This window comes from Edaphobacter paludis (assembly GCF_039993895.1).
GTDB classification, from domain to species: Bacteria; Acidobacteriota; Terriglobia; order Terriglobales; family Acidobacteriaceae; genus Edaphobacter; species Edaphobacter paludis.
The window spans coordinates 1,504,612-1,529,610 of sequence record NZ_CP121194.1 but is presented as its reverse complement, the minus strand read 5'-3'; the positions used below and the strand labels follow the sequence as shown (position 1 = coordinate 1,529,610).

The window sequence follows — 24,999 nt, the reverse complement described above, 5'->3', positions numbered from 1 at the left end:
AGCATGCGGGTCCGCCGGCACTTGGGAACGACTACGTCATTGCGATAGTCTCACTCCAGAGCGGTGCAGCCGGGCGACGGTTAAGGTGAAACAACGAGATTGTCGACAACCTGACTAACCCCAGGAGCCGCCCAGGCCGCCCGCTCCACCTCATCGCGCTCCAACCACGAACGAACATAGCCATTGAGTTCCACTCTGTTATCGTGTGTGCTCACATAAATGCGTCGGGCATCTACTTCTGCGCTTCGGCGAAGAGCATCCTCAATTTTTTCTTTGACAATCGCTTTTGAAACAGCAGGCTTTATCCGTATGTCATTGACTATGCCGCGAATGCCCGTTACGGTATGCGCGGCAGATTCGGCATTGCTGCGCTGATAGTTCCATTCCACATTGCCTTCCAGAGTCACAAAGCCGTCGCGCACCGTCGCTTTAATCCGATCGTCGGGCACAAGGGCGTGCATTTTCAATGCCATCGATACGTCCCGTGCGATCTCAGGATCTGTGCGCGAGGGCGCAGGCTTCACCTCAATGTCATTTGCTATGGAGCTAACTCCGTACACCGATTTTGCCGCCCTTTCGGCTGCGAATTTTTCGGGGTAACTATGGACAAATCCCGTAAGTAACACGACGCCGTCTTTGACCTTTACGCTTATGTCCCTAGACACGATCGCCGGTTCCCATTCGATTTCTCGAAGTACAACGTCTCGAAGCTGCTCATCTGTTTGGGGTTGTTTCACCTGGTTTGTCATGGATTATTTCCTTTCTAAGAGTCAGTTGATGGGACTTAGTGGGGCAAGACGCGACGATCCTCAAATCGATAGGTTCTAGGGCATCCTTGCCATCCCTTCCACTATCCGCCTGATGTAACTCTTTGAGATGTGACTGGCATCACTGTGGGCTTTGAATAGGTAGATTAACTTAATCTAAAGCGCAAACCTGCGCAACCCATTACATAAGGAGAACATATATGTCGACCTCAGTGGCGATACAGCCAAGCACCGCAGGCAGAACGATGATCGAGTTTCCGAGAATCAGCAATATCTTTGAGGATTTTGATGCTCTTACCAAAGCGATCGCTCAACGCGCTTTTGGATTCTTTGAGCAGCGCGGAGGCAGTAACGGCGGGGCTTGGGATGACTGGCTCCGGGCCGAATCGGAACTACTCAAGCAGGTCCCGATAGAAATCAGCGAATCCGATGAAAACTACACGATTCGAGCCGAAGTTCCTGGCTATAGTGTCAAGGATCTGACTGTTCAAGCGGAGCCAAATTCCATCTGCGTCCATGGCAAAAGAGAACAACAGAAAGAGGAAAAAGCAGGAAAGGAGATTAAGTACAGTGAAGTATCTGCGAGTGAACTATGCCGCCGTATTGACCTGCCCAGATCTATCAATCCGGACAGAGTTACTGCGGATTTGACGAACGGAGTTCTGAAACTCACCCTGCCCAAGGCGGCGCCACCCAAGACGATCGAAGTTAAAGCGGCATAAGCGCTAAATTTTGCTTGCTGTCCAACCCAGAAGATCGGTTTTCCGATTTCCTGGGTTGGCATTATGTTGCGCGAGGTCCAGGGCATTGCATCAAGGTTGAACCTAGCAATCCGCGGGGTGCTTGTGACGACAATCACTTCCCATCTAGCGGTGATTAGCAAATATCATGCCGGATGTACCGGTTCGCTAAGGAGATCCACATGGTCACAGCTAACGAAATCCCACTAGAGTCACAACTGAGGATCAAAAAGATTGCGGTGCTCACCGACTTCTTCGGGGGGCAGATACTGCTCTGCGATATGCAGCGGTTTTTGCGCGGACATACGGAGCCGGCATCGTTTTGGCGCATGCCTATATCCCCCCGACGAGTGCCTTTGCGGATCCCGAGATCTCCCTCGCCTGCGAGGCAATGGAGGATCTGCGGCACCGCCTAGAAAACCGTCTGCTCAAAGAGACGCAAGCCGCCTTCCTTCACGACATCAAGTGCACCACACTGCTTCGTGTAGGAGGGAGCAAGGATCTGCTGGACGACCTGAGCAATGCCGACCTGATCGTGGTCGGAACATCGGGTGAGACCGGTTTGGAAAAGGCAGCCCTTGGATCGGTTGCAGAGACGATCTTTCGCTCCTCGAGGATTCCGGTACTCACCGTTGGACCGCATTGTCGTTGTGGTGGGGAAGGAGAAGCTGTAATTAAGACGGTACTGTACGCGACAGACTTCTCGCCTGGTGCCACGATTGCTTTGCCGTATGCCTTGTCGATTGCCAAGGAACATCAGGCGGAACTGATTCTTCTATATGTGAAAGATGATAATGATGTTCCCTTTTCTTTCGAGCGCACAATGGCAAGCGAGGAGCCTTTAGAAAAACTTCATCAGCTTACCCCTGCCAATAAAACAACCTGTATCGTCGGCTTCGGGAGATCAGATGCGGTAATCCTCGCAGAAGCCAAGAATCGTGGAGCCAATCTCATCGTGATCGGGGCTCGGGGTGTTGGCGCGTTTGCGTCAGTCGTGTCCCACTTTGGCGGTGGTACAGCATATAAGGTCGCCGCCAGTGCTGATTGTCCTGTCTTCACCATACGCGAAGCGTAAGCATACAGATTAGTGGAAAGTATCGCGGCTAACCACGATTCGTGAATACCCATTTCTTGAGCCATTATTCAGTCTGGAACATTTGCCCTCAATGGTTTCCTCAACTCCAGCCGGCATGAGAAGGCGTCAGAGGGTTGAAGGTGGAAAAAGGACTATGCCATGAGTATTCCCCCGATTACCCAATTCCTGCCGAAAGTATCAGTTCCGACAAAGGCTACAGTGGCGTTGTACCGGAAGGTGCTTGCCGTCTTTTACATCGAAGAACGGATGAAGGCATTCACTCGACACGGTAAATGTTCATTTTGGGCGTCATGTCGCGGTCATGAAGTAACCCAATTAGGAGTCGTTTCTTTCTTAAGGCCAGGCCATGACTGGTTCTTTCCCTATTACCGTTCGAAGGGTACCGTGGTTGGGGTTGGGCTTTCTTTCAGAGATATTTTTCTGGGGATGTTAAGCCGGGAGGGCGACCCGAGTTCAGGCGGACGCAATATGCCTGAGCATTTTTCTTCCCGGCGATTGAATTTAGTGTCACGGACCGCATGCGTGGGTTCACAGTTTCTTCCCGCTGTGGGCGTCGCCAAAGCCGTAAAAGCAGAGGGTACAGACGCTGTCGTCTATGTGGAATCCGGAGACGGAGCAGCCAGCGAAGGAGAATTCTTTGAGGCATTAAATTGGGCATCGAGGGAGAAACTTCCGATGCTATTTGTGATCCAGAACAATGGATACGCAATCAGCGTTCCGCAGCGGATACAGACGGCTTCCTCAATTCGAAAAATAGCGGAGGGCTTCGGCATTCATGCAGTGGAGATCGATGGAACCTCATACGAATGCGTGTATGAGACCGCTCCAGATCTGATTCGGTCTGTGCGGCAAGGAAATGGCCCCGTCTTGATCGAAGCGAAGGTTGTCCGGCTGGATTCGCATTCTTCTTCTGATGACCAGCGAAAATACCGGAGTGAAGAAGAACTCCGCCATGTTGCTGAACTCGATCCACTGCAACAAATGGAGCGATGGATGATGGAAAACAAGACCATCAGCTCCACGGAGATAGAGCAAATTCGACGAGAAATAAAAGAAGAAGTAGACAGCGCCGCCAATTGGGCAGATGCACAACCTGGGCCTGACGTCCATGACCTGTGTGCCGGCATTTACGCTGAGATAAAACCTGAGAGAACAGCAGTTCCGTGTCCACGCTATGTTTCTGAGAAATCCGTCACCTTCATCGATGCAATCAACCATGGACTGAGTGAGGAAATGCAGCGAAACCCCAAGATCGTCATGTGGGGGGAAGATATTGCTGATCCCAAAGGCGGCGTTTTTGGTGTGACTCGTGGACTCCGGGACATGTTCGGCGAGCGGGTAAGCAATTCGCCACTGGCGGAAGCAAGCATTGTTGGCGTGGCTGGAGGAATGGCGCTTGCCGGATATAAGCCCATCGTCGAGATTCAGTTTGCAGACTATCTTTGGCCCGCTGCGATGCAGCTACGGAATGAAATCCCGACCGTGCGCTGGAGAAGCGACGGAGCATGGACATGTCCGGTGGTTGTCCGCATTGCGGTCGGTGGATACATCAAAGGCGGGCCTTGGCATTCAACCTGTGTCGAGAGTTTCTTCTCGCACATTCCGGGCTGGCGAATTGTGTTTCCGAGTTGCGCCGAAGACGCAAAGGGTCTTATCAAGGCGGCGGCCCGTTCTCAGGACCCGGTTATTTTTCTTGAACACAAGAGCCTCTACCGTCTCGTGCAGGCAAAGAGCCTTGAGCCGGATGCAGATTACGTGGTGCCGTTTGGACGCGGTCGGATACTCTGCGAAGGAACAGATGCAACGATTGTCACCTGGGGCATAACTGTCTATCACGCTCTTGAGGTTGCGCGTCAATTGCAACAACAAGGGAAATCAGTTGAGGTATTGGATCTACGTTCCATCATTCCTTTCGACGAAGAAATGATCTATGAGAGTGTCCGAAAGACCAACCGCATCGTGATAGCGCATGAAGACTCACTGACGATGGGCTTTGGCGCAGAGTTAGCCGCGCGCATTGCCGCAAACTGCATCGACGCGTTGGATGCTCCGGTCCTTCGCGTGACCGCGAAGGATTCCTTTGTGCCGTCGGCGCCCGCGCTAGAAGCGCTGGTCTTGCCTTCAGTGGGCGGTCTCCGCGCTGCTATCGAACAGACATTGCTTTACTAAGACGCAGCATCCGTTCATGGATACTGAAGGCGACCGAATCATCAAGTCAATCTATCTGACTCTACCGTAACCGTCGACAAAGCAGACTGCTGGCGTCACTCGATGTGCAACTAATCTGCGCGAATAACCCTAGGCCGGATCAAGAGGCTCTTTATCAACGCGAGAAGATTGGCGTTCCCTAGGGATAGCGAAGGCTCAGTCCTCCTGGAGCGATGACGTCTTCTGCGAGCAAGCGTGCCTCCGCGGCACACACGAAATCTTCCAAGCCACCACAAATTCCTCGTCCGAAGTTGATCAACCTAACATACGTTGCCCAGAAACAAACAATCGTAGTGAGCACTTTAGATGCAATAAGCGTCAGCATCTTTTGTTGTCGCCTTCGGAGCACTTGCGGTTGTCTATTGTCTATCACACTTCGACGGCGCTAAGGGATGGGTCGGAATATGAAGCAGCTCCCAGAGCCATTTTAGGGTCCGAACAATTTAGTGAAGTTTAGGAAAGGAGCTCTCCTAAGTGATTGATAAATATGGCTCCTGAGGTAGGACTCGAACCTACAACCCTTCGGTTAACAGGGGCATTTTGTGGTTTGCAACGCCTCGCAGTGCGTTGCACGTTTGCTGATTACAAAAGACTTGTATAACTATCGACCGCAGATTCTTGCAGTGGATCGCATAGATTCTCAATTTGAACAGCCACCAAAACAGCCACCACTACCCACCTTCGGTGTCATTATTAAGGAGCAGGATGTTGAAGGAGAGGCCCCGTGGCAAACGCATCGAGCAAGAAACCGAAGCCGATAAAAGGAGTGTACGAGCATCCCGTCGATAGTGGTATCTGGTGGATCAACTATTACGTGGAAGGACGAAGACACCGCGAAAAAGTTGGTCGCCGCTCCGATGCAGTCACACTCTATCAGAAGCGAAAAACGGACGCCCGTATGGGAATCAAGTTGCCGGAGGTAAGGCCACGGCGGGCAATTCTCTTTGAGGAAATCGCGGAAGATGCCCTTGTCTATTCGAAAGAGCATAAAGCCTCCTATCCAGGCGACCGCTCAACTGTCGGGAAGCTGCTGCCAGTCTTTGGGAAAACACCCGTCGCCGAAATTACCCCACAGTCGATCAAAGCCTATCTCGATACGCGGGATGACCTGACCAAGACGACGATCAACCGGTACCGCGGTACGCTCTCGATGATCTTCCAGGAAGCCATCCGTAACGGGAAGGTGGAGCAAAATCCCGCTCGCCTCGTTCGGTTGCATCGCGAAGATAACGGTAGAGTACGGTTCGTCACATACGAAGAAGAGGCTATGATTCGGCGGATCATTCGCGAGCGATGCCCAGTTCACGAGCCTGAGCTGACGCTGGCTCTCGAAACTGGAATGCGGCGCGGCGAACAGTATTCCTTGGAGTGGGACCGGGTGGACTTGGAGCGCCGCCAGTTGCTCCTCCTCCGGACGAAGAACGGGACGGCTCGGGTGGTCATCCTCACGGCCTCTGCGGTGAAAGCTCTTGAAAAACTGCGAATAAGGCGCAATCCTGACTGGAAACAAGTTTGCCTCACCCGATACGGAGAGCCAATGGTCTCTCCACGAGCGTGGTTTGAACTTGTGATGGAAGAAGCCATCAAGAAGAATCCGGCTCTGCACGATGTGACCTGGCACATTTTCCGGCACACATACATTTCTCGCTTGGTGATGGCAGGAGTTGATCTGCGGACTGTACAAGAGTTGGCGGGCCATAAAGACATCAAGATGACGACCCGTTACGCTCACCTGGCTCCGTCACACAAACTCGCGGCTGTTGATCGACTCGCCGAGCACAGGAGAATGCAAGAACTGGGTCAAACTACTCAACCGGCAATGTAAGGCAACAGCTATCTAGCAAATTTTTTTCAGCGGTTAAGCTCCCGTAGAGTTTCCACCGCTGCCGAGCGTACAGCCGGATCAGCATCGCCGGTTGCTTCGTTCGCTAGTTTCAGGCCTTCTGCTAACGACACCCAGCCCAGAGCTAGCGAACGGACGACGCGCGCGCGCACCTCGGGAAACTCAGCACCCAGAAGCCTCACAAGATACCTAGCCAGTCGACCCTTTTCTTGCCGAAACTCTACAAGCAGAGCGTCGAGGACCTTCACACCGCCTCTGGCTTCAACGAAGTTGATAACAGATTCGAGTGAGTGGTCGTCTTCGAAGGCCATGGATGCGGCACGGGAAACTGCGACGTTTCGCTCGGGAGATTCCGTCGTTTCACCGATCTGAAGCAGTTCAGAAAGCGTTACTGAACCGGCTCTAGCTAGTAAAAATAGCATTTCCTCTCTCGGGTTCGGAGGCACAATATTGCAGCGGGGGCACGAATATGTCATCACCACCTGCTTGCAGCTCGAACACCATGAGCCGATTTTGCGGCAGCGTTCCAGACTATGCCGGATCGCCTCAGCGTGCTCGCTAATGCGCTCTGGTTCGACGTCGCGCAGAGCCTTGCCCGCCAGAGCAGCGAGCGATGGGTCAGGAGCATCCAGTTCTCCCAACAGATAAGAGAGCGCTTGGCTTTTTTCCTCGACCGTGTTAGCCAGACGTAACAGTGGTGCAAAAAGCTCTCCTCGTATGAGGCTAGTATCTCCGGACAGGCGTTCTTGGACTATGGAGAACGCTCTCTCGCCCCACACCTGTTCAGCAATGACTGCGAAGTAACGCAGTTGATGTACAGCAGCTAAGAACTCTCTGCGAATCGTTTCTCGCTCCGGCTCCGTAAATCTGCGCGCCTCTAGGAGTCGTGCGGCATTCCAGGCTCCCAGCTCAGAGCGGTAATCGAGTGCTTTGGCGAGCAGAGGAAGGTCAAGTCTAATGCTCGGCAGCCGCTCCGGAGGAAACTGACGTTCATCGTGCCGGATGGACTTGAACAGGCGCCGCTCTTGGTCGGGCTCATTCAATATCAATCGAGCTTCTGCACCTAGCAATCTCCTGTCAAGCAACAAAACCTCGATGATGCCGGAGATCACTGCGACCAAAGGCGGGGTTTCGATCTGGGTGAGAACGAGAACGTCTCCGAGGCCCATTTCCCACAATCCCATTGACCCGATCAGCTTTCCTAGTTCGGGGTAGTCGGCAAGCTGTTCCGAATGAGCTTCTGCGTTCGCAGCTCCACAAGCCTCTATTACGCACTTGAATAGGACATCTTCTGCGTCTTGCATTCTATTCGGAAAGTTGAGAAATGCTTCTACCGAAAACCCCTCCCACGAGGTTTTGCGTACTACTGAAGCCATCATTGCCGTCCAGGCTTCCTCGACCCATTTCTTCGCTGGCTCGTCCGTAAGGGTCTCGCAAATGTGTTCATAGGCGTGCAGGGAGACAGGGCCTTTCTTCAGGAATTCGAAAACGATCGGCCGTGCCTTGTCCTCGTGAAGTTCGGACGCTACACGCCTCAAAGCTAGCGGCAATGCAGCGCTCTCCAAAGCGCGTATATGGCTCGAGATCGCATCGCTTCCCGACTCTCGGCGTTCGGAAACATAATTGCCAAAGTTCTCTAGCCAATGGATAATCCAATCGGCTGAGATGAAGATTTGACCTAAGGCGAGGCTCGGGAGAACTGCCGAAAATCGGGTCCAAGGCTGGGCATGATTGCACAACTCAACTGCGATTTTTCCAATCAGATCCGGCACCAGAACTGCAATCATTTGCAGCGCATGACCAGCTTCGAGGGAAACCAAAGGAACAGAGGAACTAAGTCGCAATTTCAGTCTGTCGGCAACATCAAGCGCTTCGTGCGCCGACTTCGTGTCCTTCCCCGCTTCGGCAAGACACGCTGCCGCAAGCACGGATTCTGTTGACTCAGGATTGTCTGGCTCATCCAAGCTTAAGAGCGTTCGGATGACCTCGGCGCCCCCTGACAGTCCAGCGGTCAGCAATAGCGGCTCGCGCCACTTGGCTCGCTGCCGCAATCGAATCGTTTCAGAACGCACAAAATCGGGACCCGAGCGAGCAATGTAACGAGCTGCTAAATATTCACCTAGTGAAAGGTGCACAAAGACAAGGGTGTCGCGAGAACCGACAGATACACGTTCGACCAGCCCCCTGTCTTCCCAGAAAGTAACGCAGGCCTCAGCTGCCTTCAACCCGATTGCATTGTGCTCAGACCGATTTACGACCTCGTGGTAGAGATCCTCAGCAGTCCTCCCTGGCGACTCGATGGTGATCCACCCTAGTATTTCTGCAACCTCCCATGCCTCTCCATAACTCACAGCTGCTTCTTGAACCAAGCGGCGATCTGTCGGCGAAGATTTGCGAATGAGTTCGATAATGCGGGAAAACAAGGCCGAACGATTGCCGGTCAACGGCTCATGATCCAGAAAGAGCCTGACAAGGAAGCTCAACAGGAGCGGATTTCGTGCAGCAATCGCGGCTGCCGTGCGCGACTCTCTGGTCTTCACTGTCTCGATAAACTGCTCGATCAGAGCGCCGCGCACCGATTCATTCTTTTCGACTGCGGATATCAGTTCCGTCGCGATCTTCCGAATTTCAATGTCCTGTAGGGGCTGAAGCTCTGCATGGAAGAAGTTGGGCAGCAAAGCTGGACTATGCCCAACGGCCCGAGTCAGAACACAGATGTGCGTTCCGGGATGACTGATACCCCACTGGATCAAACCAGCGGCCACGTCCGCTCGATCTGGATCACACTCGTCGAGTCCATCCGCAATCAGTACCTCGGCGGAATTAACGATCCGCCTACCGTCCTCTTTGTTCAATGTTGACGAGTCAAGAACCGTTTCAATGAGCGCTGCCTCAAAGGTTTCGCCTTTCCGGAGAAGAGCGGCTATAGTCGGCAGCCTCACCCGTAGTGTGAGATGTTGACGAGAGGACAGGTAAGCAAGTTTTCTGCTGAGCGTCGTTTTTCCAGAACCGGGTCCTCCGACGATCACGAGGCGATGTCTGGAATCCAGTAGCAAGTCCGCTTCGAGTTCCTTCCGTCTAGTTCTTTGACTTGCTAGTCGCGACCATTCCTGGTATTTCCTCAGTTCATCTTCAAGACCTCGAGATTCAGTCGAGTTCGCATCCGAGTCCGTGTCGTCTTCGAGAGGAGAAACAGTTGACCACGCAGCCGTAATGTCAAGTTGCACTCGGAGAGCAGGAGAATAAAAAAGTCTATTTGTCTTCTGAACGAAAGCAACAAAACGCGCTAACGAGACCGTGGAGAGCGCAGAGGAAGGAATGAGACCGATCTTCCCATCGAGATACCGCGCGGAACTCAAGGTGTCATCCTTGCCTCGCGTCTTGATGAGAGTGTGGCCTCGCTTTCCGAGGACTTCGTACGCTGTCTTAGCACGTCTCTCAGGTACGATCCGCGACAGAAGGGATTGCGCCGCGGCCATCCCGTCCGAGCCTTGATCGAGGTCGACGACCACGATCCGAAATCTTGCGAAAATTGCTGGTTCTGGCTCCATCTGCAATTGGGAGATCAGGTCGAGAGTGATCTGTTTGAGGCCGTCCAGCCTTCCTTGACCTATGCGGGGAATATCGGTTTTCAGATCGTTCCGAATGACTTCGCTTGAGTGCCGGTCAATCAGAAGGACGGCCCGCAATTCTTGATGGACACGAAGCCCCTGAAAGATTCTTTGAAACGTCTCGTTGTAATCAGTTCCTCTTCGCAAACGATGTTTCACCTGCACTTCGATCCGTCGCCCAGCTAGTGTCGTGACGGCGATATCGTCACCCGGACCGCCCGTCTCTGCCTCCCACGCAGAGACAACATCTTCCGTGTCTTCGAACCAACCCAGGGGCACTTCCGCTAGGGCATGTGCTGCCACATAAGCTATGGCGTCCGCTTGGTTGTCGTAGCCTCCTCCTCCGCCGCTCCCGCTCATAAGGAAAGTATAGGTCGTAGGCGCACAAACGTTGGCTCCGAAAGTCTCCTTGCTGGGTAAGAGTTTATCGGTCAGCTCACAATCCTTTCAGGATGATCACAGCGAGCATACATGCGTAGATCAGCTACAGGGATGAGAACACGCCCGCCGATCCGTCTTGTCGGCAGACGTTTCGAGGCAACAAGGTAGTCCAGTCCACGCTGGCTGATGGATAGAAGCTGTGCAGCCTCTTCGCGGCTCACGAGAATTTTGTCCTCGGGCGCAATGGTCACGCGCCGGGGTGGCTTTCTACGACCCGGTTCGAAGACAAGCTCGTCCGCTTCCTGTGTGGACGACAGCAATCTACCTCTGGTGAATTCAACGAGATTCTTTCCTGCCATGGCCCGGTTCCCCTTTGATGTTTCTAACTGCTCACTACCTGACCCGGCCCGCGTTCGACCGCATTCATCCGTCGCCTGGCACTTCACAGGCCTAATCCAAACCCCATGCTGATCTCGGGCTCTTGATGCAGAGTCGGCACACTCTTTGCCGGTATCTTCGGGATATTCTGCTCCGGCTTATAGGCGCTCTGGTGCGAAACGTCATGCCCTAACGCTTTCGGCAACTTCTCCAGATTGTCGGTAAATATCTGCGCGTCGAATTGACCGCGCGAGATCGAGACATAGGCCATGCGGCTATTGAGCAAATCCTTTGCGGCAAGCTCCGTGTCTACATGAACCAGCACGCGCTCCGCAGTCTGGCCCTGGCTGGAGTAGCTGGTCACGGCGTAACCGTGGTCAAGATGCGGATGGTGTTGCGGATTGAAATCGACGTGGCGCTCATCATCCAACCGCAGCCGCATCGTTCCATCCCGCCCGATGCTCTCGACAGTCCCCAGGTCACGATTGGCAATCTTCATCTCATGGCTGGGCGCTGTGAACTGTATTCGATCACCCAACGAGAACTTTCTCTCCTGCTCCCGGTAAACGGAGACTCCAACCTGACGACGCGGATCATAGGTCGTCTGTTCCCCATTCGCCCGCGCCACGGTCAGAGTGTTCTCCTGGGCATTCACGGCAACGACGCGGGTGTATTCTCCCTTCTCGATGCCAGTCTCCTTCGATGTGCGCGAGTACCGCAAGATGTCATCGACCTTGTACTGCTGTGCCCAACCGCGATCCGCGCCCGTCATCTCCTGACGCGGAACAAGCGTCCGCACGGAATGCTCTTGCCTGTCCACAAGTCCACGCGATTGCAGCTCATCGTGTATCCGCTGATTGATCTCGCTGCGCGAACGATTATCCGGCGAAACGACCAATGTTCCGGCGGGAGACTTTGCATACTCCCGCGCAATGGCCGCGATGCGTTCCTCGTATCCCTGTACCTGATGTACACGACCCTGTTGGTCAAGGCTTTCGACTGCGGCTCTAACCTGCCCGCTCGCTAGCTGCTCGACGATCTGTTTCAACTCTGGATCGCGCTGGCGAACGATCTCATTCAACGTCGCCGTCCGCATACCGGCTTCCTGTAGTTGCGCGAACGGACGGCCAGCTTCCACGGCCTCATGTTGGCGGCTATCTCCCACCAACAGCACACGATCATTTCGATGGAGACGCTCGATGAACTCATGCATCTGGCGCGTGGACGCCAGCGAAGACTCGTCAAGTACATATAAGCACTTCTCTCCAGTGTCAGTCTGCGTCCCTTTCGCAAGATGACGCTGGAGAGTTGAGGTCTCCATGCCGGCCTCAGCCAGCTTGTGTGCTGCGCGAGATGTCGGTGCAAATCCTTCGACTTTATAGCCCTGGGCTTCGGCACCCTCGCGGACAACGGAGAGCGTCGTGGTCTTGCCTGCACCAGCGACACCATCGAGTCCAACAATCTTCTCGCGACTGATGAAGATCTCATCCACCGCCTTGCGTTGCGAACGATTCAACTCGGGGTGACGATCTTCTGTCCAGATTCGCAACTGTGACGACACCAACATCGGGTCGCTATAGCTCCACTGATTGCCGCGCTGCATATGGCCAACGATCTCTCGCTCCATCCGCATCATTTCGGCAGTCGTATACAGTGGCGCTGCCCGGCCATCTGTACGTGTAATCTCCCGAAACTCCCCACGCGCTACCCGCTGCTCAAACTCCTGTCGCACCTGGCTGTGGGAAGCCTGTCCCATGCTGCGGTCTATCGCTGCTTGCAGGATTGCGCGTTCGTCCTGAACAGCAGAGCGTTCAAAGACATGGTTGCGAGAATATGTCACTGACTGTTGCGCCGTCTTTTCCAGTTGCACTTCATGGCGCGGCTCCCGTGCCATTGCAACGACACGATCTGCTTGATGGCCGAATCGAGCAGCCAGGTCGCGGTGCTGCTGCAACACTTCTTCAGGCGAATGGATTTCCTTGCTGTCGCGTGTGCGGTGAGCAGCTACTTGCGCCGCGCCCGCGCCCTCTCTTCCAATCTCCTGTAGGTGTTCTTTGATCTGCACACGACGTGGACTCGATGCTTCCAAATACTCCTGCGAATAGCCCTTGATCTCGGGCTGACCATGCTTGCCGCGTTCAATTTCATATCCGAGACTTTGCAGCTTCATCGCAAGCTCGGATCGGTACACGGTTGTCGCGTACTGTTGCGACTGGAAGAGGCTGCGCTCTTGCAATGCGCGCGTCTGCCCATTGTCTCGCTCAGTCACATTGAAGACGACTGCGTGAGTATGAAGCTGCGGCGCAGCATAGCCGTCTACAGGACGAGCGGTGTCATGTTCGAAGGTAGCGGTGACGAACTTGCCTGTTGTCTCCGGCGCATGGACGTTCCCAATGCGGGCCTGTGTGTACCGCTCCAACTCCTGCAACGCCACGCGAACACTTTCACGATGCGCCTCACGTACACGATCATCGCCACCCACAAGGGCTGTTAGCGAAACAGACTTGGGTGCGGAGAACGTCGCATCCCATCCTGCACGGTGTTCAGAACTGGTGATTTGCTTGCCGTACTGATTCTCGTAGGTCCTGGCAGGCTGGTGCTTGACGAGCTGCGCATCGTTCGCTGGGTGCCGTCCTTCGCTCAAACGAGCAAACTCCTCAGCCCCTACGTTGCCACGCAAGCCCCACTCCTTTGCGAGGCTCCCTTGCCACTCGCTATGCCCTTGCTGATCTCGGCTCCAATAGTTCTGTCGTTCCGAGGTGAACTCACGCGCGTGATACGTCCGTGCTTGTCCAGCAGACAGCGATTTAGAGATCGTCAACATATCTTGGCCCGCGAGACAGCAAATAGTTACTGTCTTGATTCACATCGTAGCCGAGATTTGTGGATAAGTGGGTCATTATTGCCAAATATTTTTTCGGCTCATAATCGACAAAACCCTTATGACCATTGGTTATTTCTATCTTAAGCGAAGATACTAGCGGAGTAATGGACCAGTGATTTGAGTGGCAATTACTCGACCAACGGAAGAGTTATAGCTAACTTAATAGAGGCTTGATACGCTGCTTGTGAACAGTCTCAAACAACACCATTCGTCGTGAGTCCTAACTGGTGTTTTCCATGCTCAAGACGGGGACATTCAGCCTCTCAAATAGCTCTCGACAAGCAGCTCTTTGAGATGAGTAGAAGGGAGACTAGCGTGAGGGCTCTCGATACTGCTCGAAGTTGAGCAAAGAGATGCGAACTTGGTGGAAGATTTGAACTCGAATACGCGGAGACATCGGAAGTCTCTTCGTCAATCAATCCACTTCAATTCATCCCACGGTTCCGATTGCGAATGCGCTGCATCCGATGGAGACGATCCGGGGAAGATAGTACGACGCTGAGACTGTGGTTTTGGGGAGTGCGAATGGGATGGAGTAGCGAGTTGCCGTGCAGTAGAAACCTCGTCGCGAACTTGAGTCGATGCTGGCGGGTCACTTACACGAAGCGTGTCTGGATTTGGCAACTTCTTGAGACCGAATCTGCGACTTATTGCAGGCCCGAAACTTGACCACTCAAGCTCTGTCGCCTGCTCACTAATCCATTGGGCAATTCGCAACCGAATTCGAGCAACAATCCCGTCTCGATTCTCGGGCCAATCCCTTCCATAATTCGATGACCATTGGAGCTCCTTAACCGCGCGTCGAAGCTGTCTCCATTCGTACCCGATGTCCCCTCTCATCACGAATCCCAAATAGGCGACGATCAGCCAGGCCGCGACACCATAAAGCAGCGGTTCATTGACGAGTCTGCGGAAACTTGCGCCGTCATAAAAGTCTTCTCGCAGGAGCTTTTCGAGTCCGGCGGAGTCCATGCTTTCCACGGCGGTTCTCTCTATTCCCGTCCATCCTTGTTCAACAGCAAAGGGCGAGAGTTCCAAAGGGAGATCACTCTGGCTTCCTTCGGTGACATCGGGGGCGAACAGCCACTGTCTCTTACGTCCGGGAGCCGTCTCCATGACCCATCGGATTTGAGTCCTGGCGTCAGGTTGATTTGCGTGTTCGGAACTGTGCCAATATGCCACCAGATAATACCGCTGCAGCGGCGGTACTTCCCAATGCAACCATGCCCAGAAGCCGAGTAATGGGAGGCACGGAAGCAGAGCCAGGATCAACGCGATCCGCCAAGGAAACGCAAACCGAATGCGGGAGAGTTTCATTACGGCTTGTCCGCACTGTTTCGGCGACGCCTCTGCGCCATGTAATCCTGCGCCCTTTGCTCCTTAATGGAGTCCGAATAGGCCGACATCTTGCGTAAGTCATCGGTTGTCAGTGGACCTTCTGACGCTCTCGCAAATAGATTCAGCATGAGCGAGCGCATCCCCATAATCTCCGCCAGCAAGATCGGATCGGTTTGCTCCTCGGCACCAGCACTCGCACGGGCGTGGGCAAGCGCCGCCTCGCGTAGCCATTCCGCCACCTTCTTACCGGCGTCGGCGGCTGCTGCCTCAACCTCACCGAACTCCGCGTCGGTAAGGCGCGTGGCAATGGATCTGGCACGGGACGTCTCATTTATCGAGACCGTAGATGCCGACGGCGTAGCAGTTTCTTGCGGCTTGTCGTTACCGGAGGCCATTCGGTCTGCCACCTGGAACAGATAGTCCCTTGAAACGCTTGGATGCTTCCACCGCACAACCGGTTTCTGCAAACGCCGTCGCTGACGAGAAATGTTGTCCACCGCAACGACGTTTACAGCCGGAAACGTAAAAACTCCAAGTAATTGAAAGCAAACACGTTATCAATCGTGAACTTTAGGTAGTTTTGCAGTTCCCTATTGGGGATGACGTGTCAGCTTATACCCGTTGCGAAGCAGCGTAGGCTCTTCCTCGCGATGATATGGAGCGAGGCGAATCCCTAACCAGCGACTCCGACGGTTGGCAGGGGGCGCACATTGTCGCTTGCCCAAGCGAGGCGCAGACTGACCCCTTCGCAAACCTTGGCCGGAGAGCATTTGTCGGGCTGATCGACCGGTATGCCCATCGCCCGCGCGAAGGCGGCGAAGTCCTCAAACCATCGATGCGTCGAGCTGAAGGAGTGGACGAGCATCAAGGCATGATGGCACCGATATCGGTGTGCCTCGTAAACCGCCGACGTCGTCCGATGGAAAAGCTGATAGCGAAGATCGGATGCATCCTCCAGACGAACTCCGACCGTGTCGCAAAGCCTCTCCAAGCGAGCGTGCTTTCCGGGTGAAGTATTCCACTCGCTCACAGGGTCGGCGAAAGACTCTTCCACCTTTCCCTCAATCGCGATTATGCCCAATTCTTTACCCAGACCTGCCACGACCATGAGGTCGGTCTGGCTGTTTCGGCCCGGGGTTCCCAGTTCCACTTCGCGCTCAAAAAAGGCATCAACCAGCTCGGCGTGAGCATACTCCGGAGCTGTCTTCAGGACATTCCGAACGGATGCCGGAAAGCTGTTGCCGGCATCAGCCCATGCCACCGCCAGCTCCTGAGCAGAGTACCCGGCCCGCCAGTGAAACTCCTGTTTTGCGAGGTGAGGAATGACATCTTCAGGCTTTGTGACAGGCACATGCAGGCGTCGAATCATTGATGCACACAATTATAGTTATGACGCACAAAACTGTAGAAAGATGGCCCGTCGGGTGGGCGGGCATAGTCGCTCCTGCCGCACTCGCAGGAGCCACGCCCAGGGTGGGAAGACGGGCGCACGAAAAAGGAGCCTGCTGGTTGGCAGACTCCCCAGTGAACTTCCGTTCGCTTACCTGGCCTGCGCCAGTTCGTGTTCTGTTTCTGCTTCGGTGGTGTCTTCCGTTGCCGCTGTTTCCAGCGCAGAAAGGATGACGGCGGCGGTCTTTTGAATCACTTCCAAGCTCTCGGCCAGAAGTGCAGCGTTGCCGTGGTACAGGTGGATGTAATCGGCGGAAGCCCGTCCGGTATCGAGGCCGATGGTCTTGCCGACAACAAAGGCGATAGCTTCGGCTTCCGTCTCGCGTACGGTCTTGGTGGTTGCGGTGCGGCGCTCCGCCTTGTGCAACATCTCGTGCGCGAGTTCGTGAACGAGGGTCGAAAACTCCTCGGCGGTTTCCTGACCGGGAAAGAGAACAATCTTCCCGCCAAAGCTGACACCCAACGCGGGGGAAATGCTCTCCTTCCAATCAAGGTCGATACCCTGAGCAATGACAAAATCTATCAAACGTTCACGGTGTTCTCCAACATTACCCTTCACGCGCTCGGACAGTTCGGGGAGTTCTGCGCCATCGGTCTGGCTGAGATCGAAGACGTAGGCTGAACGGAATCCGACGAGAACGGGCTGGTTCTGAGTCCGAATATCCTTGTCGGCTTCCGAGTCCTTCTTCCGGCGAATCCCAATCATGGGCGCGAGAATGCGGATGCCCTTCTCGCCTTTCTTGACCCTGCGGCCAAGCTGGTTCCACGCATACATTCCGGCAACCCGGGTTGCGTCCGGCTTCTGCCGTGCAATCTCCAAAATGTTCCCAAAGCTGTAATTGTGAAATTTCCCCATCGCCAAGAGGTAGGCGGTGAGTCCTTCGCTATGTCCCCGCTCCAACTGCTCGATGAGGGCTTGGACGTTGGCCGCGATAACCTCTTTCGCCGTCTGTTGCTTTGGCTGCGGCTGTTTGAGGTTCTTGGTAAACGGGGTGACGGTGGCGGTGGTGGCATGGGTGTTCATGGGTGCTTCCTCCTTGGCGTTGGCCTTTGCATTTCCGCGTTGAAACGCGGCATGTACATGCCGAACGCCTCCTGGCGAAGGTGGGGGGTAGCAACTGCAAGCCGAGGGGTATCCCCACCCTTGCAACGAGAGCGCAGCGGAAGTGGAAAGGGCGTAGCGCAGCGGAGGTCTGCACAAGCGAAGCACGGAAGACTGGGGAGTGGCTTGCGGGCGCGAGGGGATACCTCCCCTTAGCGTCTTTGCACTTGCGGAGGGGCGTTGCGGGGTGGTATGACTTCCCCGCAGAGGTGGGTGGCGGAGGACCGGCGGTCCGGAGATAGGGAGGAAACCTCATCCCATCAGGCGGGATTTTGCCTCAAATCTGTCTGCCTTTGCTGCCACCACAGTACTGATTCAAACGTTGATTGTGCCCGACCTGATACTGATATCGTCGATATAGAAATTCCTTCTCATGATCTTGCTCCTGCCAATCGTTCTGTTCGTCGCTGCGGGGATCTTTATCGCACACAAGTTCTCCCCTGCCTCGGGAGCAAGGAAGCGTGCGACCAAAGCCGTTGCCACACTTCAAATACTTGATACGGAACTGCGGTCGCAACATCAGGACATCCAAAATTCGATTTCCCAAGCGGCAACAAGCTTCATTCAAGAGGTTCGGGCTGCAAGACTCCGCAGCATTCCCCTTGATGAATTGAAGAAACATGAGGGAGGACTACGCCTCCAAGCACTCAAGGATTCAGGTGTCCGAACGCTGGCCGATATCCAGGGATGGAACGAAAACCGAATCTCGCAGGTGAAAGGCGTCGGGCCGAAATCGGCAAGTTCCATAGCCCGCCTTGTATACAAACTTAGTTCCGCGTCCAACGCCCTCCCCATCCCCTCGCCAACGCCTCCCTTTGCACTGGATCGTGAGCGCATTCTTCTGCAAGCAATCTATCGAGACTGCTGGTTTGAAATCCATCTATCACCACATCGCAAGGAATTCGACAACACGACTAGGCTCTTTGAGGAGCGGCTGTCCCAAGTAGTCGCAACAACGACTTTCTCGCGTTGGCTCTGGAGCTTCGGAGCTAACGAGACTGTCAGAAGTGGCATCGCGGCGGCAGAAACCATTTGCAGCGATCTGGAAGGCGATGGTTCTGCGGCCAAACTCCGTGGCGAAATTTCAACGGTCTTGGCAACTTGCCGAAACGTCTGCTCCAATCGTGTTGAACCTGAGCTAGTCCTCGCGGATTACAGAACAAGGAAACCGCTTTACGAGTGGACACTAGCTAAACACCTGGGAAACTCGGGGCAACTGGGCGAACGTCCTGCGATGGCAACTCTTATGACAACATCACCGGCCACAGACGGAGATGTTGTTCACGTTGAGTTCGGACGAGTGTTGAGTGGTGCGGCACCAGTTTTGCAAACACCTTCGGAACTCCCGCCCAACTCGCCTAGCCCGGCAAAACGAATGGCAGATGAAGAAACACTGGATATACCCGAGCAGCCAAAGACTTCATTCGCCAATGGACTCCGCGTCGAAGTATCGAATGCAGCTTTGCCGAAGGCAATCGAAGAGCCTATTCAACAGTCGCTGGGTCGGTCCGACAATGCTACTACCGAATCTCTGACGGCCTTTAGGGTAGGTGCCGCCCAACCATCAGTACCGGCTCAGTTTATCCTTCCCGCCAATACGCCGAAGACATCAAAGCGTGTCCGCTGGATGAAAAAGGGCGAGGCAATCATTGTCCAGGGAATTCCAATTACTAGGGGTTTGCTGTACTTCAGAGACGAACCCTCTGGAGGCGAGCAGTGGGCGATCAATCCCAATCTAAAAGTAAGAAGAAGCGATCAATCCTCAGAAGAATCCCCTGGCTACTACTACAGCTATTTTGGCCTTACCCCCGAACAAAGATTCCACTATTTGAAGTGGCTTTCGGAGGGAGCATCAAGCAACGATGATCCGGGATTCGGTCTTTTGTACTTAGGAGGTCTGGAACGTCGTATCACCCAAGCTCTCGCGGGGCACGAGACCTTCTCCACTCCAGAGGAGCGAGAGGATATTCTGAGTGAGGTTTCGCGTCTAGCCAATCTCTTTCAAGGCAGCCGGGGATCGGTTACTCATTCAGCTCGCCGCCTGCTTGAATTCATAAAGGCATACGGCCTGTCCGGTTCTTCGCTCCCCAAGCTCCCGGAATTGTGGGAGCGTGGATACGAACTGCCCCCCTCACTGCTTTATGGATTGGGTTATTTGATTCAAGCCAAGGAACCGATTCCATTGGATTGGGCACTTCGCTGGGCTTATCTTGAGCCGACCTTTTACCTGCGGACACCCGCCACACGATGCAGAAGCGAATATGAAGCGGCATTTGCTTACGTCTACAAGGAGCGTTACGGGACAGGTCTCGTCATATCTCCAAACAAAACCATCTTGAAGATCAACTATCAGCCGATGTCCTACTCGTCAGGCCTGACTGGAATCGAATGTAAATTTACCGGAATACCAGACGTGCGAGCTTTGACCGCTCCACAACAGTCTCTACGAGAGATCGTTGAACAGAGTACGGCGATGGTGGATTCCTACAGTCGCTTTCTTGGTAGAAATACTTCCAAGGCTGGTTCATTGGAGGCGTACCTAACGCTTCCACTTGTTCTCTGGCCGGAGAATGCAAAGCAACGCTTGCAAGAGATTCAAACAACGATCGCGGAGAAGCTGCAACCGGTTCCGTATAAAGAGTTTCTCCACCAGCTCGGATGTGAAGAAGAGTTGTCGTCAGGCAGAACCACAGAGCTGGTGAAGAGTCTATCGAATGTATCCCTCGGGTTTGAACCTGATGTATTGGCGGGCGCGAAGCGTCCACGCCCGTCCGATACTGTCGTTCTCTTCACACTGTCTACAAGTGACGATACTGACCGAACGACTCCCACATACAAGAAGGCTTCTCTCACTATTGCCCTCGCTGCGACCGTCGCCCTTGCGGATGGCCACGCTTCCGACTTGGAAATGGAAGCCGTCGATCAAATGATTTCGCGGTGGGGCCATCTTCACCTCGACCTAAGAGCGCGGCTACGGGCCCAATATCGATTTCAGGTTCATCAGCCAAGCTCTCTCGCTAGCCTTAAGACACGCCTTACCGGTTTGACAACAGAAGACCGTACAGACTTGGCGCTGTCTATGTCGGCTCTCGCAAATGTAGATGGAGTCGTCTCCCCGGAAGAGGTCAAGCTGCTAGAACAGGTCTATCGCACTCTGGAGTTGGAGCCCCAAATGCTGTACAGCCATCTTCATGGCGGTGCTGCGAAGCAATGGCAGCCGACACCGCTGAGTTCCCCTTCGGACACATCGGCGAAGTCTTCCGCATTTCTTGACGCAAAGCGGATTATCGAGTTGCGGCAGGAAACGGACGCAGTGACGGAGCTGTTAGCAGGCGTCTTCGTTGAGGAAGAGACCGATACACTTGCCCCAGAAGAGACGCTAGAGATGCGCAAAGAAGACAAATCGCTAGTGGTCGGCATCAGATTGCCCGGGCTAGATACGGCTCACGACAAGTTTCTGTCGCTACTTTTGACAAACTCAGTGTGGTCAAGAGCAGACCTGCTTCGCGCCGCGTCGGAAAGTCAGATTATGCTGGATGGAGCCCTCGAACGGATTAATGAAGCTGCCTTGGATTTTTCGGGCGAAGTCCTGATTGAAGGCGACGATCCGCTCTACGTACAACAATCTGCCTTGGAGAACGCCCAATAATGGCCCTCATTCGACCACGAGAACGCGATGCTGTCCTTCAGTCTTTACATGCGGGCGTCGTCCCGCGCATCGGTCAGCACCTGATTCAAGTCGGTCGTGCCCAAGAGCTCCGCTCTCTGATTACCGATATTGATCGAATAGCAGATGGAGGCTCGACCTTCCGCTTAGTCATCGGGGAATACGGCGCAGGCAAAACCTTCTTCCTAAACCTCGTTCGTTCAATCGCTCTTGAAAAGAAACTCGTCACCATGCACGCTGATTTGAATCCTGATCGGAGACTACACGCCTCTGGTGGGCAAGCGAGATCGTTGTATGCCGAACTGACACGGAATACTGCCACGCGCACAAAACCGGAAGGTGGTGCGCTGGCTGGTATTCTTGAGAAGTTCATCGCCCAAGCCAAAGAAGAGGCTGGATTACTGGGTTCCACCACCGAGCGAGTCGTCCGACGACAAACCGAGCAGCTTGCGGAGATGGTGAACGGGTACGATTTCGCCGATGTCGTTCTGGCCTACTGGAAGGGTTTTGAAGAAGGTAATGACCAACTCAAGGCTGACGCCGTCCGCTGGATGCGTGGTGAGTTTACGACTAAGACCGACGCTCGTGCAGCTCTCGGTATCCGTTCGATTGTGGACGATGCTTCTGTCTACGATCAACTAAAGCTCCTTGCACGGTTTGTCCGTCTCGCAGGGTATAGCGGGCTGCTCGTTTGCCTGGATGAAATGGTCAACCTCTATAAGCTAGCGAACACGCAAGCGCGTACTGCGAATTATGAGCAGATTCTTCGCATTCTGAATGACTCATTGCAGGGCTCAGCCGTTGGTCTCGGCTTTGTTTTTGGAGGAACTCCTGACTTCCTGCTCGACACTAGACGCGGTCTGTACAGCTACACGGCATTGCAGTCCCGTTTGGCGCAAAACTCCTTTGCACGGGATGGCCTTGCGGATTTCTCTGGCCCCGTAATTCGTCTGGCTGCTCTTACGCCTGAAGACTTCTATGTCCTGCTCGAAAAGCTCCGTAACGTGTTCGCATACGGAGATCCAGACAAGTATCTTCTGCCGGATGAAGCCATTCCAGCGTTTATGCAGCATTGCAGCCAAAGACTTGGCAATAGCTATTTTCGAACGCCACGAACCACGATCACGTCCTTCATCGATTTACTGACAATCCTGCAGGAAAACCCACAGGTGCGGTGGGAGGATTTGATTCAGAAGATCGACGTTGCGCCGGACCACGGCGGCGATTCGGACAAACTGGTTGGAGATGAAGATGAGCTTGCCAGCTTCAAACTCTGAAACCAGCTCCTTCTACTTGCTTGATGAAAGAATCCAGCGATGGATTTGGTCACACGGCTGGACGAGCCTTCGAGCAGTACAGGAACTCGCCATTCCCGCACTTCTGCCCGCGCAGGAGGATGTAATACTTGCGGCCGCGACCTCAGCGGGAAAGACAGAAGCGGCATTCTTTCCAATCTTGACGCGGCTCTTGCAGCAAGGTACGGAGCCGGGTTTCGTCTTATCGATCAGCCCTCTTAAGGCGCTCATCAACGATCAAACGCAAAGGCTAACCGACCTCTGCGAATTGCTGGATTTGCCGGTACTTGGCTGGCATGGGGATGTGCCGGCCTCACGCAAGCAGAAGTTTCTGAAAGCGATGTTGGGAGTTCTCATCATTACGCCGGAATCCCTTGAGGCGCTATTCGTAAACAAGGGCACCACGATCCCCGCACTCGCCAGAGCAGTTCGCTATATTGTCGTCGATGAGCTGCATTCCTTCATCGGAACGGAGCGCGGCAAGCAAGTGCAATCACTCATGACACGGATTGAGCTTGCCGCAGGTCACACAATACCGCGAGTCGGCCTTTCGGCAACGCTGGGAGACAAGCTGTTGGCGGCTGAATTCCTGCGCCCTGGCAGCGGGACGATGGTCCGAACAATCGACGCAGCCGGCGAAGGCTATGATCTCAAACTCATCGTCAAAGGGTACGCGGATGAGTGGCTGGAAGAAGAGGTTCCAGACGATGAAGTGGGGGAGTCTTCCTCGGATCTCAACACCGATTCGCAAAAGCAGCCCCAGAAGCAAACCGTCAGCGTGGCGAAGCTGGCAATAGCGAAGTACCTCTACACCCAACTTCGAGGAACAAATAACCTTGTCTTCCCGAATAGCCGCTCACAGGTCGAATACTATGCGGATCAACTTCGGAGGCAGTGCGAACGAAACGGCGTTCCTAACGAGTTCTGGACGCATCATGGCAGCCTATCGCGGGAACTTCGCGAGGAATCAGAGACTGCTCTAAAGGCTGGCGTTACAGCCGCAACAGCTATTTGTACGAACACGCTTGAGCTCGGAATCGATATAGGAAATATCAAGAGCGTTGTTCAGATCGGTCCTCCGCCATCTGTTGCCAGCTTGCGTCAACGACTTGGAAGATCGGGTCGCAGGCCAGGAGAGTCGGCCATTCTACGTTGTCTCTCGATAGAGAAGAAGCTGACAGCAAAATCCTCATTCTCCGATCAGATTCGTGAGGGGCTGTTGCAAACTACTGCGATGGTTCGGCTCCTGCTGGAGTCTTGGGTTGAGCCTCCGCGAAAGGGAGCCTTACACGCATCAACCCTCGTCCAACAAAGTCTTTCAGTGATAGCACAGAAGGGTGGAGCGACAGCCGAGGAGCTTTGGACCGTCCTTATAAAGAGCAAGATATTCGAAAACATCTCCCGAGAAGAGTTCGCCAGCTTGCTCAGAGAGCTCGGTGCTCGTGACATTCTTCAACAAGACAGTTCAGGATTGTTGCTGCCAGGAGTGTCGGGTGAAAAGCTTATCAATCATTACGATTTCTACAGCGCGTTCGCTTCTGGAGAGGAGTTTCGGCTACTTGCTGAGGGGCGCGTCTTAGGGTCTTTACCAATTGATCGTCCTCTAACTATCGGTCAATGCCTTATATTCGGGGGGCGGCGCTGGCGCGTTCGAGATGTGGACACCAAGGGCAAAGTTGTTTTTGTCTCAGCCGATCGTGGCGGCAGTCCGCCAGCGTTTGATGGTGGTGCTGGCTCAGTCAATGACAGAGTGAGGCAGGAGATGCGAAGCGTCCTGGCAGGATCGGAAACCCTGACATTCTTAGACTCGAAGGCTGTCGAATTGCTAGACGAAGCAAAGCTATATTTCCATACACGCGGGCTTGGTCAGAAACAGTGGTTCGTGGAAGGCAATAGTCTCCTAGTCCTGACTTGGCGAGGGGATTGGACAAATGATGCGCTCGCCTTACTGCTGACGGCCAAGGGGCTTGCAACCTCAAACGAGGGCGTCGCTCTCCGAGTCTCGTCCGTCGATCATCTCAAGTTGAAGGCCGTACTTGAGGAAATTGCGGCTTTGCCTCAAATTTCTATGGAGGATTTGCGTCTCAAGCCGGAGCATGTGATCCGGGAGAAATGGGATTGGGTTTTGCCTGATTCGCTACGACTTGCTTCGTTTGCCTCTTCCGTTTTGGATATCAAAGGCGCACACACAACCGCACAAGAGTTGTTGACTGACAACTAAGGTTTGGGTCAAATCTCCG

15 protein-coding genes are annotated in these 24,999 nt (G+C 54.1%); 7 read left to right on the top strand and 8 right to left on the bottom strand.

The features are described 5' to 3' along the window. Positions 1-80: 80 nt before the first annotated feature. Complete coding sequence (locus P4G45_RS06300; protein WP_348268820.1) at positions 81-749, bottom strand: BON domain-containing protein; 669 nt, start codon at positions 747-749, stop codon at positions 81-83. 218 nt (positions 750-967) lie between these two features. Between P4G45_RS06300 and P4G45_RS06295 the strand changes: the two genes are divergently transcribed. The 4 genes from P4G45_RS06295 to P4G45_RS06280 all read left to right on the top strand — a co-directional run bounded on the left by P4G45_RS06295 (position 968) and on the right by P4G45_RS06280 (position 6,636). Continuing rightward, on the top strand, positions 968-1,489 hold the full coding sequence (locus P4G45_RS06295) for an Hsp20 family protein (RefSeq protein ID WP_348268819.1): 522 nt from the start codon (positions 968-970) through the stop codon (positions 1,487-1,489). Between the two features lie 340 nt (positions 1,490-1,829). Then, positions 1,830-2,582 (top strand): universal stress protein, encoded by a 753-nt coding sequence (locus tag P4G45_RS06290; RefSeq protein WP_373695301.1) that lies wholly within the window; start codon positions 1,830-1,832, stop codon positions 2,580-2,582. Positions 2,583-2,741: 159 nt separating this feature from the next. Then, a complete protein-coding gene (locus tag P4G45_RS06285; RefSeq protein WP_348268818.1) occupies positions 2,742-4,772 on the top strand; it encodes a dehydrogenase E1 component subunit alpha/beta in 2,031 nt (676 codons plus the stop codon). Positions 4,773-5,535: 763 nt separating this feature from the next. Next, a complete protein-coding gene (locus P4G45_RS06280) occupies positions 5,536-6,636 on the top strand; it encodes a tyrosine-type recombinase/integrase (protein WP_348268817.1) in 1,101 nt (366 codons plus the stop codon). Positions 6,637-6,662: 26 nt separating this feature from the next. Here the strand turns inward: P4G45_RS06280 and P4G45_RS06275 are convergent, their stop codons facing one another. From P4G45_RS06275 to P4G45_RS06245, 7 genes are all read right to left on the bottom strand, one after another. After that, positions 6,663-10,568 carry a hypothetical protein gene (locus P4G45_RS06275; protein WP_348268816.1) on the bottom strand — a complete coding sequence of 1,302 codons (3,906 nt, stop codon included), beginning with the start codon at positions 10,566-10,568 and terminating at the stop codon, positions 6,663-6,665. Positions 10,569-10,696: 128 nt separating this feature from the next. Further along, a complete protein-coding gene (locus P4G45_RS06270; RefSeq protein ID WP_348268815.1) occupies positions 10,697-11,005 on the bottom strand; it encodes a helix-turn-helix domain-containing protein in 309 nt (102 codons plus the stop codon). A gap of 83 nt (positions 11,006-11,088) precedes the next feature. After that, positions 11,089-13,848 carry a MobF family relaxase gene (mobF, locus tag P4G45_RS06265; protein WP_348268814.1) on the bottom strand — a complete coding sequence of 920 codons (2,760 nt, stop codon included), beginning with the start codon at positions 13,846-13,848 and terminating at the stop codon, positions 11,089-11,091. A gap of 471 nt (positions 13,849-14,319) precedes the next feature. After that, a complete protein-coding gene (locus tag P4G45_RS06260; RefSeq protein ID WP_348268813.1) occupies positions 14,320-15,225 on the bottom strand; it encodes a hypothetical protein in 906 nt (301 codons plus the stop codon). Continuing rightward, positions 15,225-15,641 carry a hypothetical protein gene (locus P4G45_RS06255; protein ID WP_348268812.1) on the bottom strand — a complete coding sequence of 139 codons (417 nt, stop codon included), beginning with the start codon at positions 15,639-15,641 and terminating at the stop codon, positions 15,225-15,227. The genes P4G45_RS06260 and P4G45_RS06255 overlap by 1 nt, the downstream gene beginning before the upstream one ends. A 278-nt stretch (positions 15,642-15,919) precedes the next feature. Continuing rightward, positions 15,920-16,615: a hypothetical protein gene (locus P4G45_RS06250; RefSeq protein WP_348268811.1), complete on the bottom strand. Its 696-nt coding sequence runs from the start codon at positions 16,613-16,615 to the stop codon at positions 15,920-15,922. Between the two features lie 171 nt (positions 16,616-16,786). Further along, positions 16,787-17,719, bottom strand: a complete 933-nt coding sequence (locus P4G45_RS06245) for an ArdC family protein (protein WP_348268810.1) — start codon at positions 17,717-17,719, stop codon at positions 16,787-16,789. Between the two features lie 451 nt (positions 17,720-18,170). On the opposite strand from P4G45_RS06245, the gene P4G45_RS06240 reads away from it, so the two are divergent. The 3 genes from P4G45_RS06240 to P4G45_RS06230 are packed head-to-tail and all read left to right on the top strand — an operon-like array spanning position 18,171 to position 24,980. After that, positions 18,171-21,446, top strand: coding sequence for a TerB N-terminal domain-containing protein (locus P4G45_RS06240; protein WP_348268809.1), 3,276 nt, complete (start codon positions 18,171-18,173; stop codon positions 21,444-21,446). Next, entirely contained in the window at positions 21,446-22,741 is a 1,296-nt protein-coding gene (locus P4G45_RS06235; RefSeq protein ID WP_348268808.1) for an ATP-binding protein, read from the top strand. The genes P4G45_RS06240 and P4G45_RS06235 overlap by 1 nt, the downstream gene beginning before the upstream one ends. Continuing rightward, complete coding sequence (locus P4G45_RS06230) at positions 22,710-24,980, top strand: DEAD/DEAH box helicase (protein WP_348268807.1); 2,271 nt, start codon at positions 22,710-22,712, stop codon at positions 24,978-24,980. The genes P4G45_RS06235 and P4G45_RS06230 overlap by 32 nt, the downstream gene beginning before the upstream one ends. Positions 24,981-24,999: the final 19 nt, after the last annotated feature.

Excerpts from the sequence above, each read along its gene's own strand:
- P4G45_RS06245 (WP_348268810.1), bottom strand. The coding sequence starts at position 17,719 with ATGAACACCCATGCCACCACCGCCACCGTCACCCCGTTTACCAAGAAC.
- P4G45_RS06295 (WP_348268819.1), top strand. The coding sequence starts at position 968 with ATGTCGACCTCAGTGGCGATACAGCCAAGCACCGCAGGCAGAACGATG.
- P4G45_RS06270 (WP_348268815.1), bottom strand. The coding sequence starts at position 11,005 with ATGGCAGGAAAGAATCTCGTTGAATTCACCAGAGGTAGATTGCTGTCG.
- mobF (WP_348268814.1), bottom strand. The coding sequence starts at position 13,848 with ATGTTGACGATCTCTAAATCGCTGTCTGCTGGACAAGCACGGACGTAT.
- P4G45_RS06230 (WP_348268807.1), top strand. The coding sequence starts at position 22,710 with ATGAAGATGAGCTTGCCAGCTTCAAACTCTGAAACCAGCTCCTTCTAC.
- P4G45_RS06235 (WP_348268808.1), top strand. The coding sequence starts at position 21,446 with ATGGCCCTCATTCGACCACGAGAACGCGATGCTGTCCTTCAGTCTTTA.
- P4G45_RS06250 (WP_348268811.1), bottom strand. The coding sequence starts at position 16,615 with ATGATTCGACGCCTGCATGTGCCTGTCACAAAGCCTGAAGATGTCATT.
- P4G45_RS06240 (WP_348268809.1), top strand. The coding sequence starts at position 18,171 with ATGATCTTGCTCCTGCCAATCGTTCTGTTCGTCGCTGCGGGGATCTTT.
- P4G45_RS06255 (WP_348268812.1), bottom strand. The coding sequence starts at position 15,641 with ATGGCCTCCGGTAACGACAAGCCGCAAGAAACTGCTACGCCGTCGGCA.
- P4G45_RS06285 (WP_348268818.1), top strand. The coding sequence starts at position 2,742 with ATGAGTATTCCCCCGATTACCCAATTCCTGCCGAAAGTATCAGTTCCG.
- P4G45_RS06260 (WP_348268813.1), bottom strand. The coding sequence starts at position 15,225 with ATGAAACTCTCCCGCATTCGGTTTGCGTTTCCTTGGCGGATCGCGTTG.
- P4G45_RS06300 (WP_348268820.1), bottom strand. The coding sequence starts at position 749 with ATGACAAACCAGGTGAAACAACCCCAAACAGATGAGCAGCTTCGAGAC.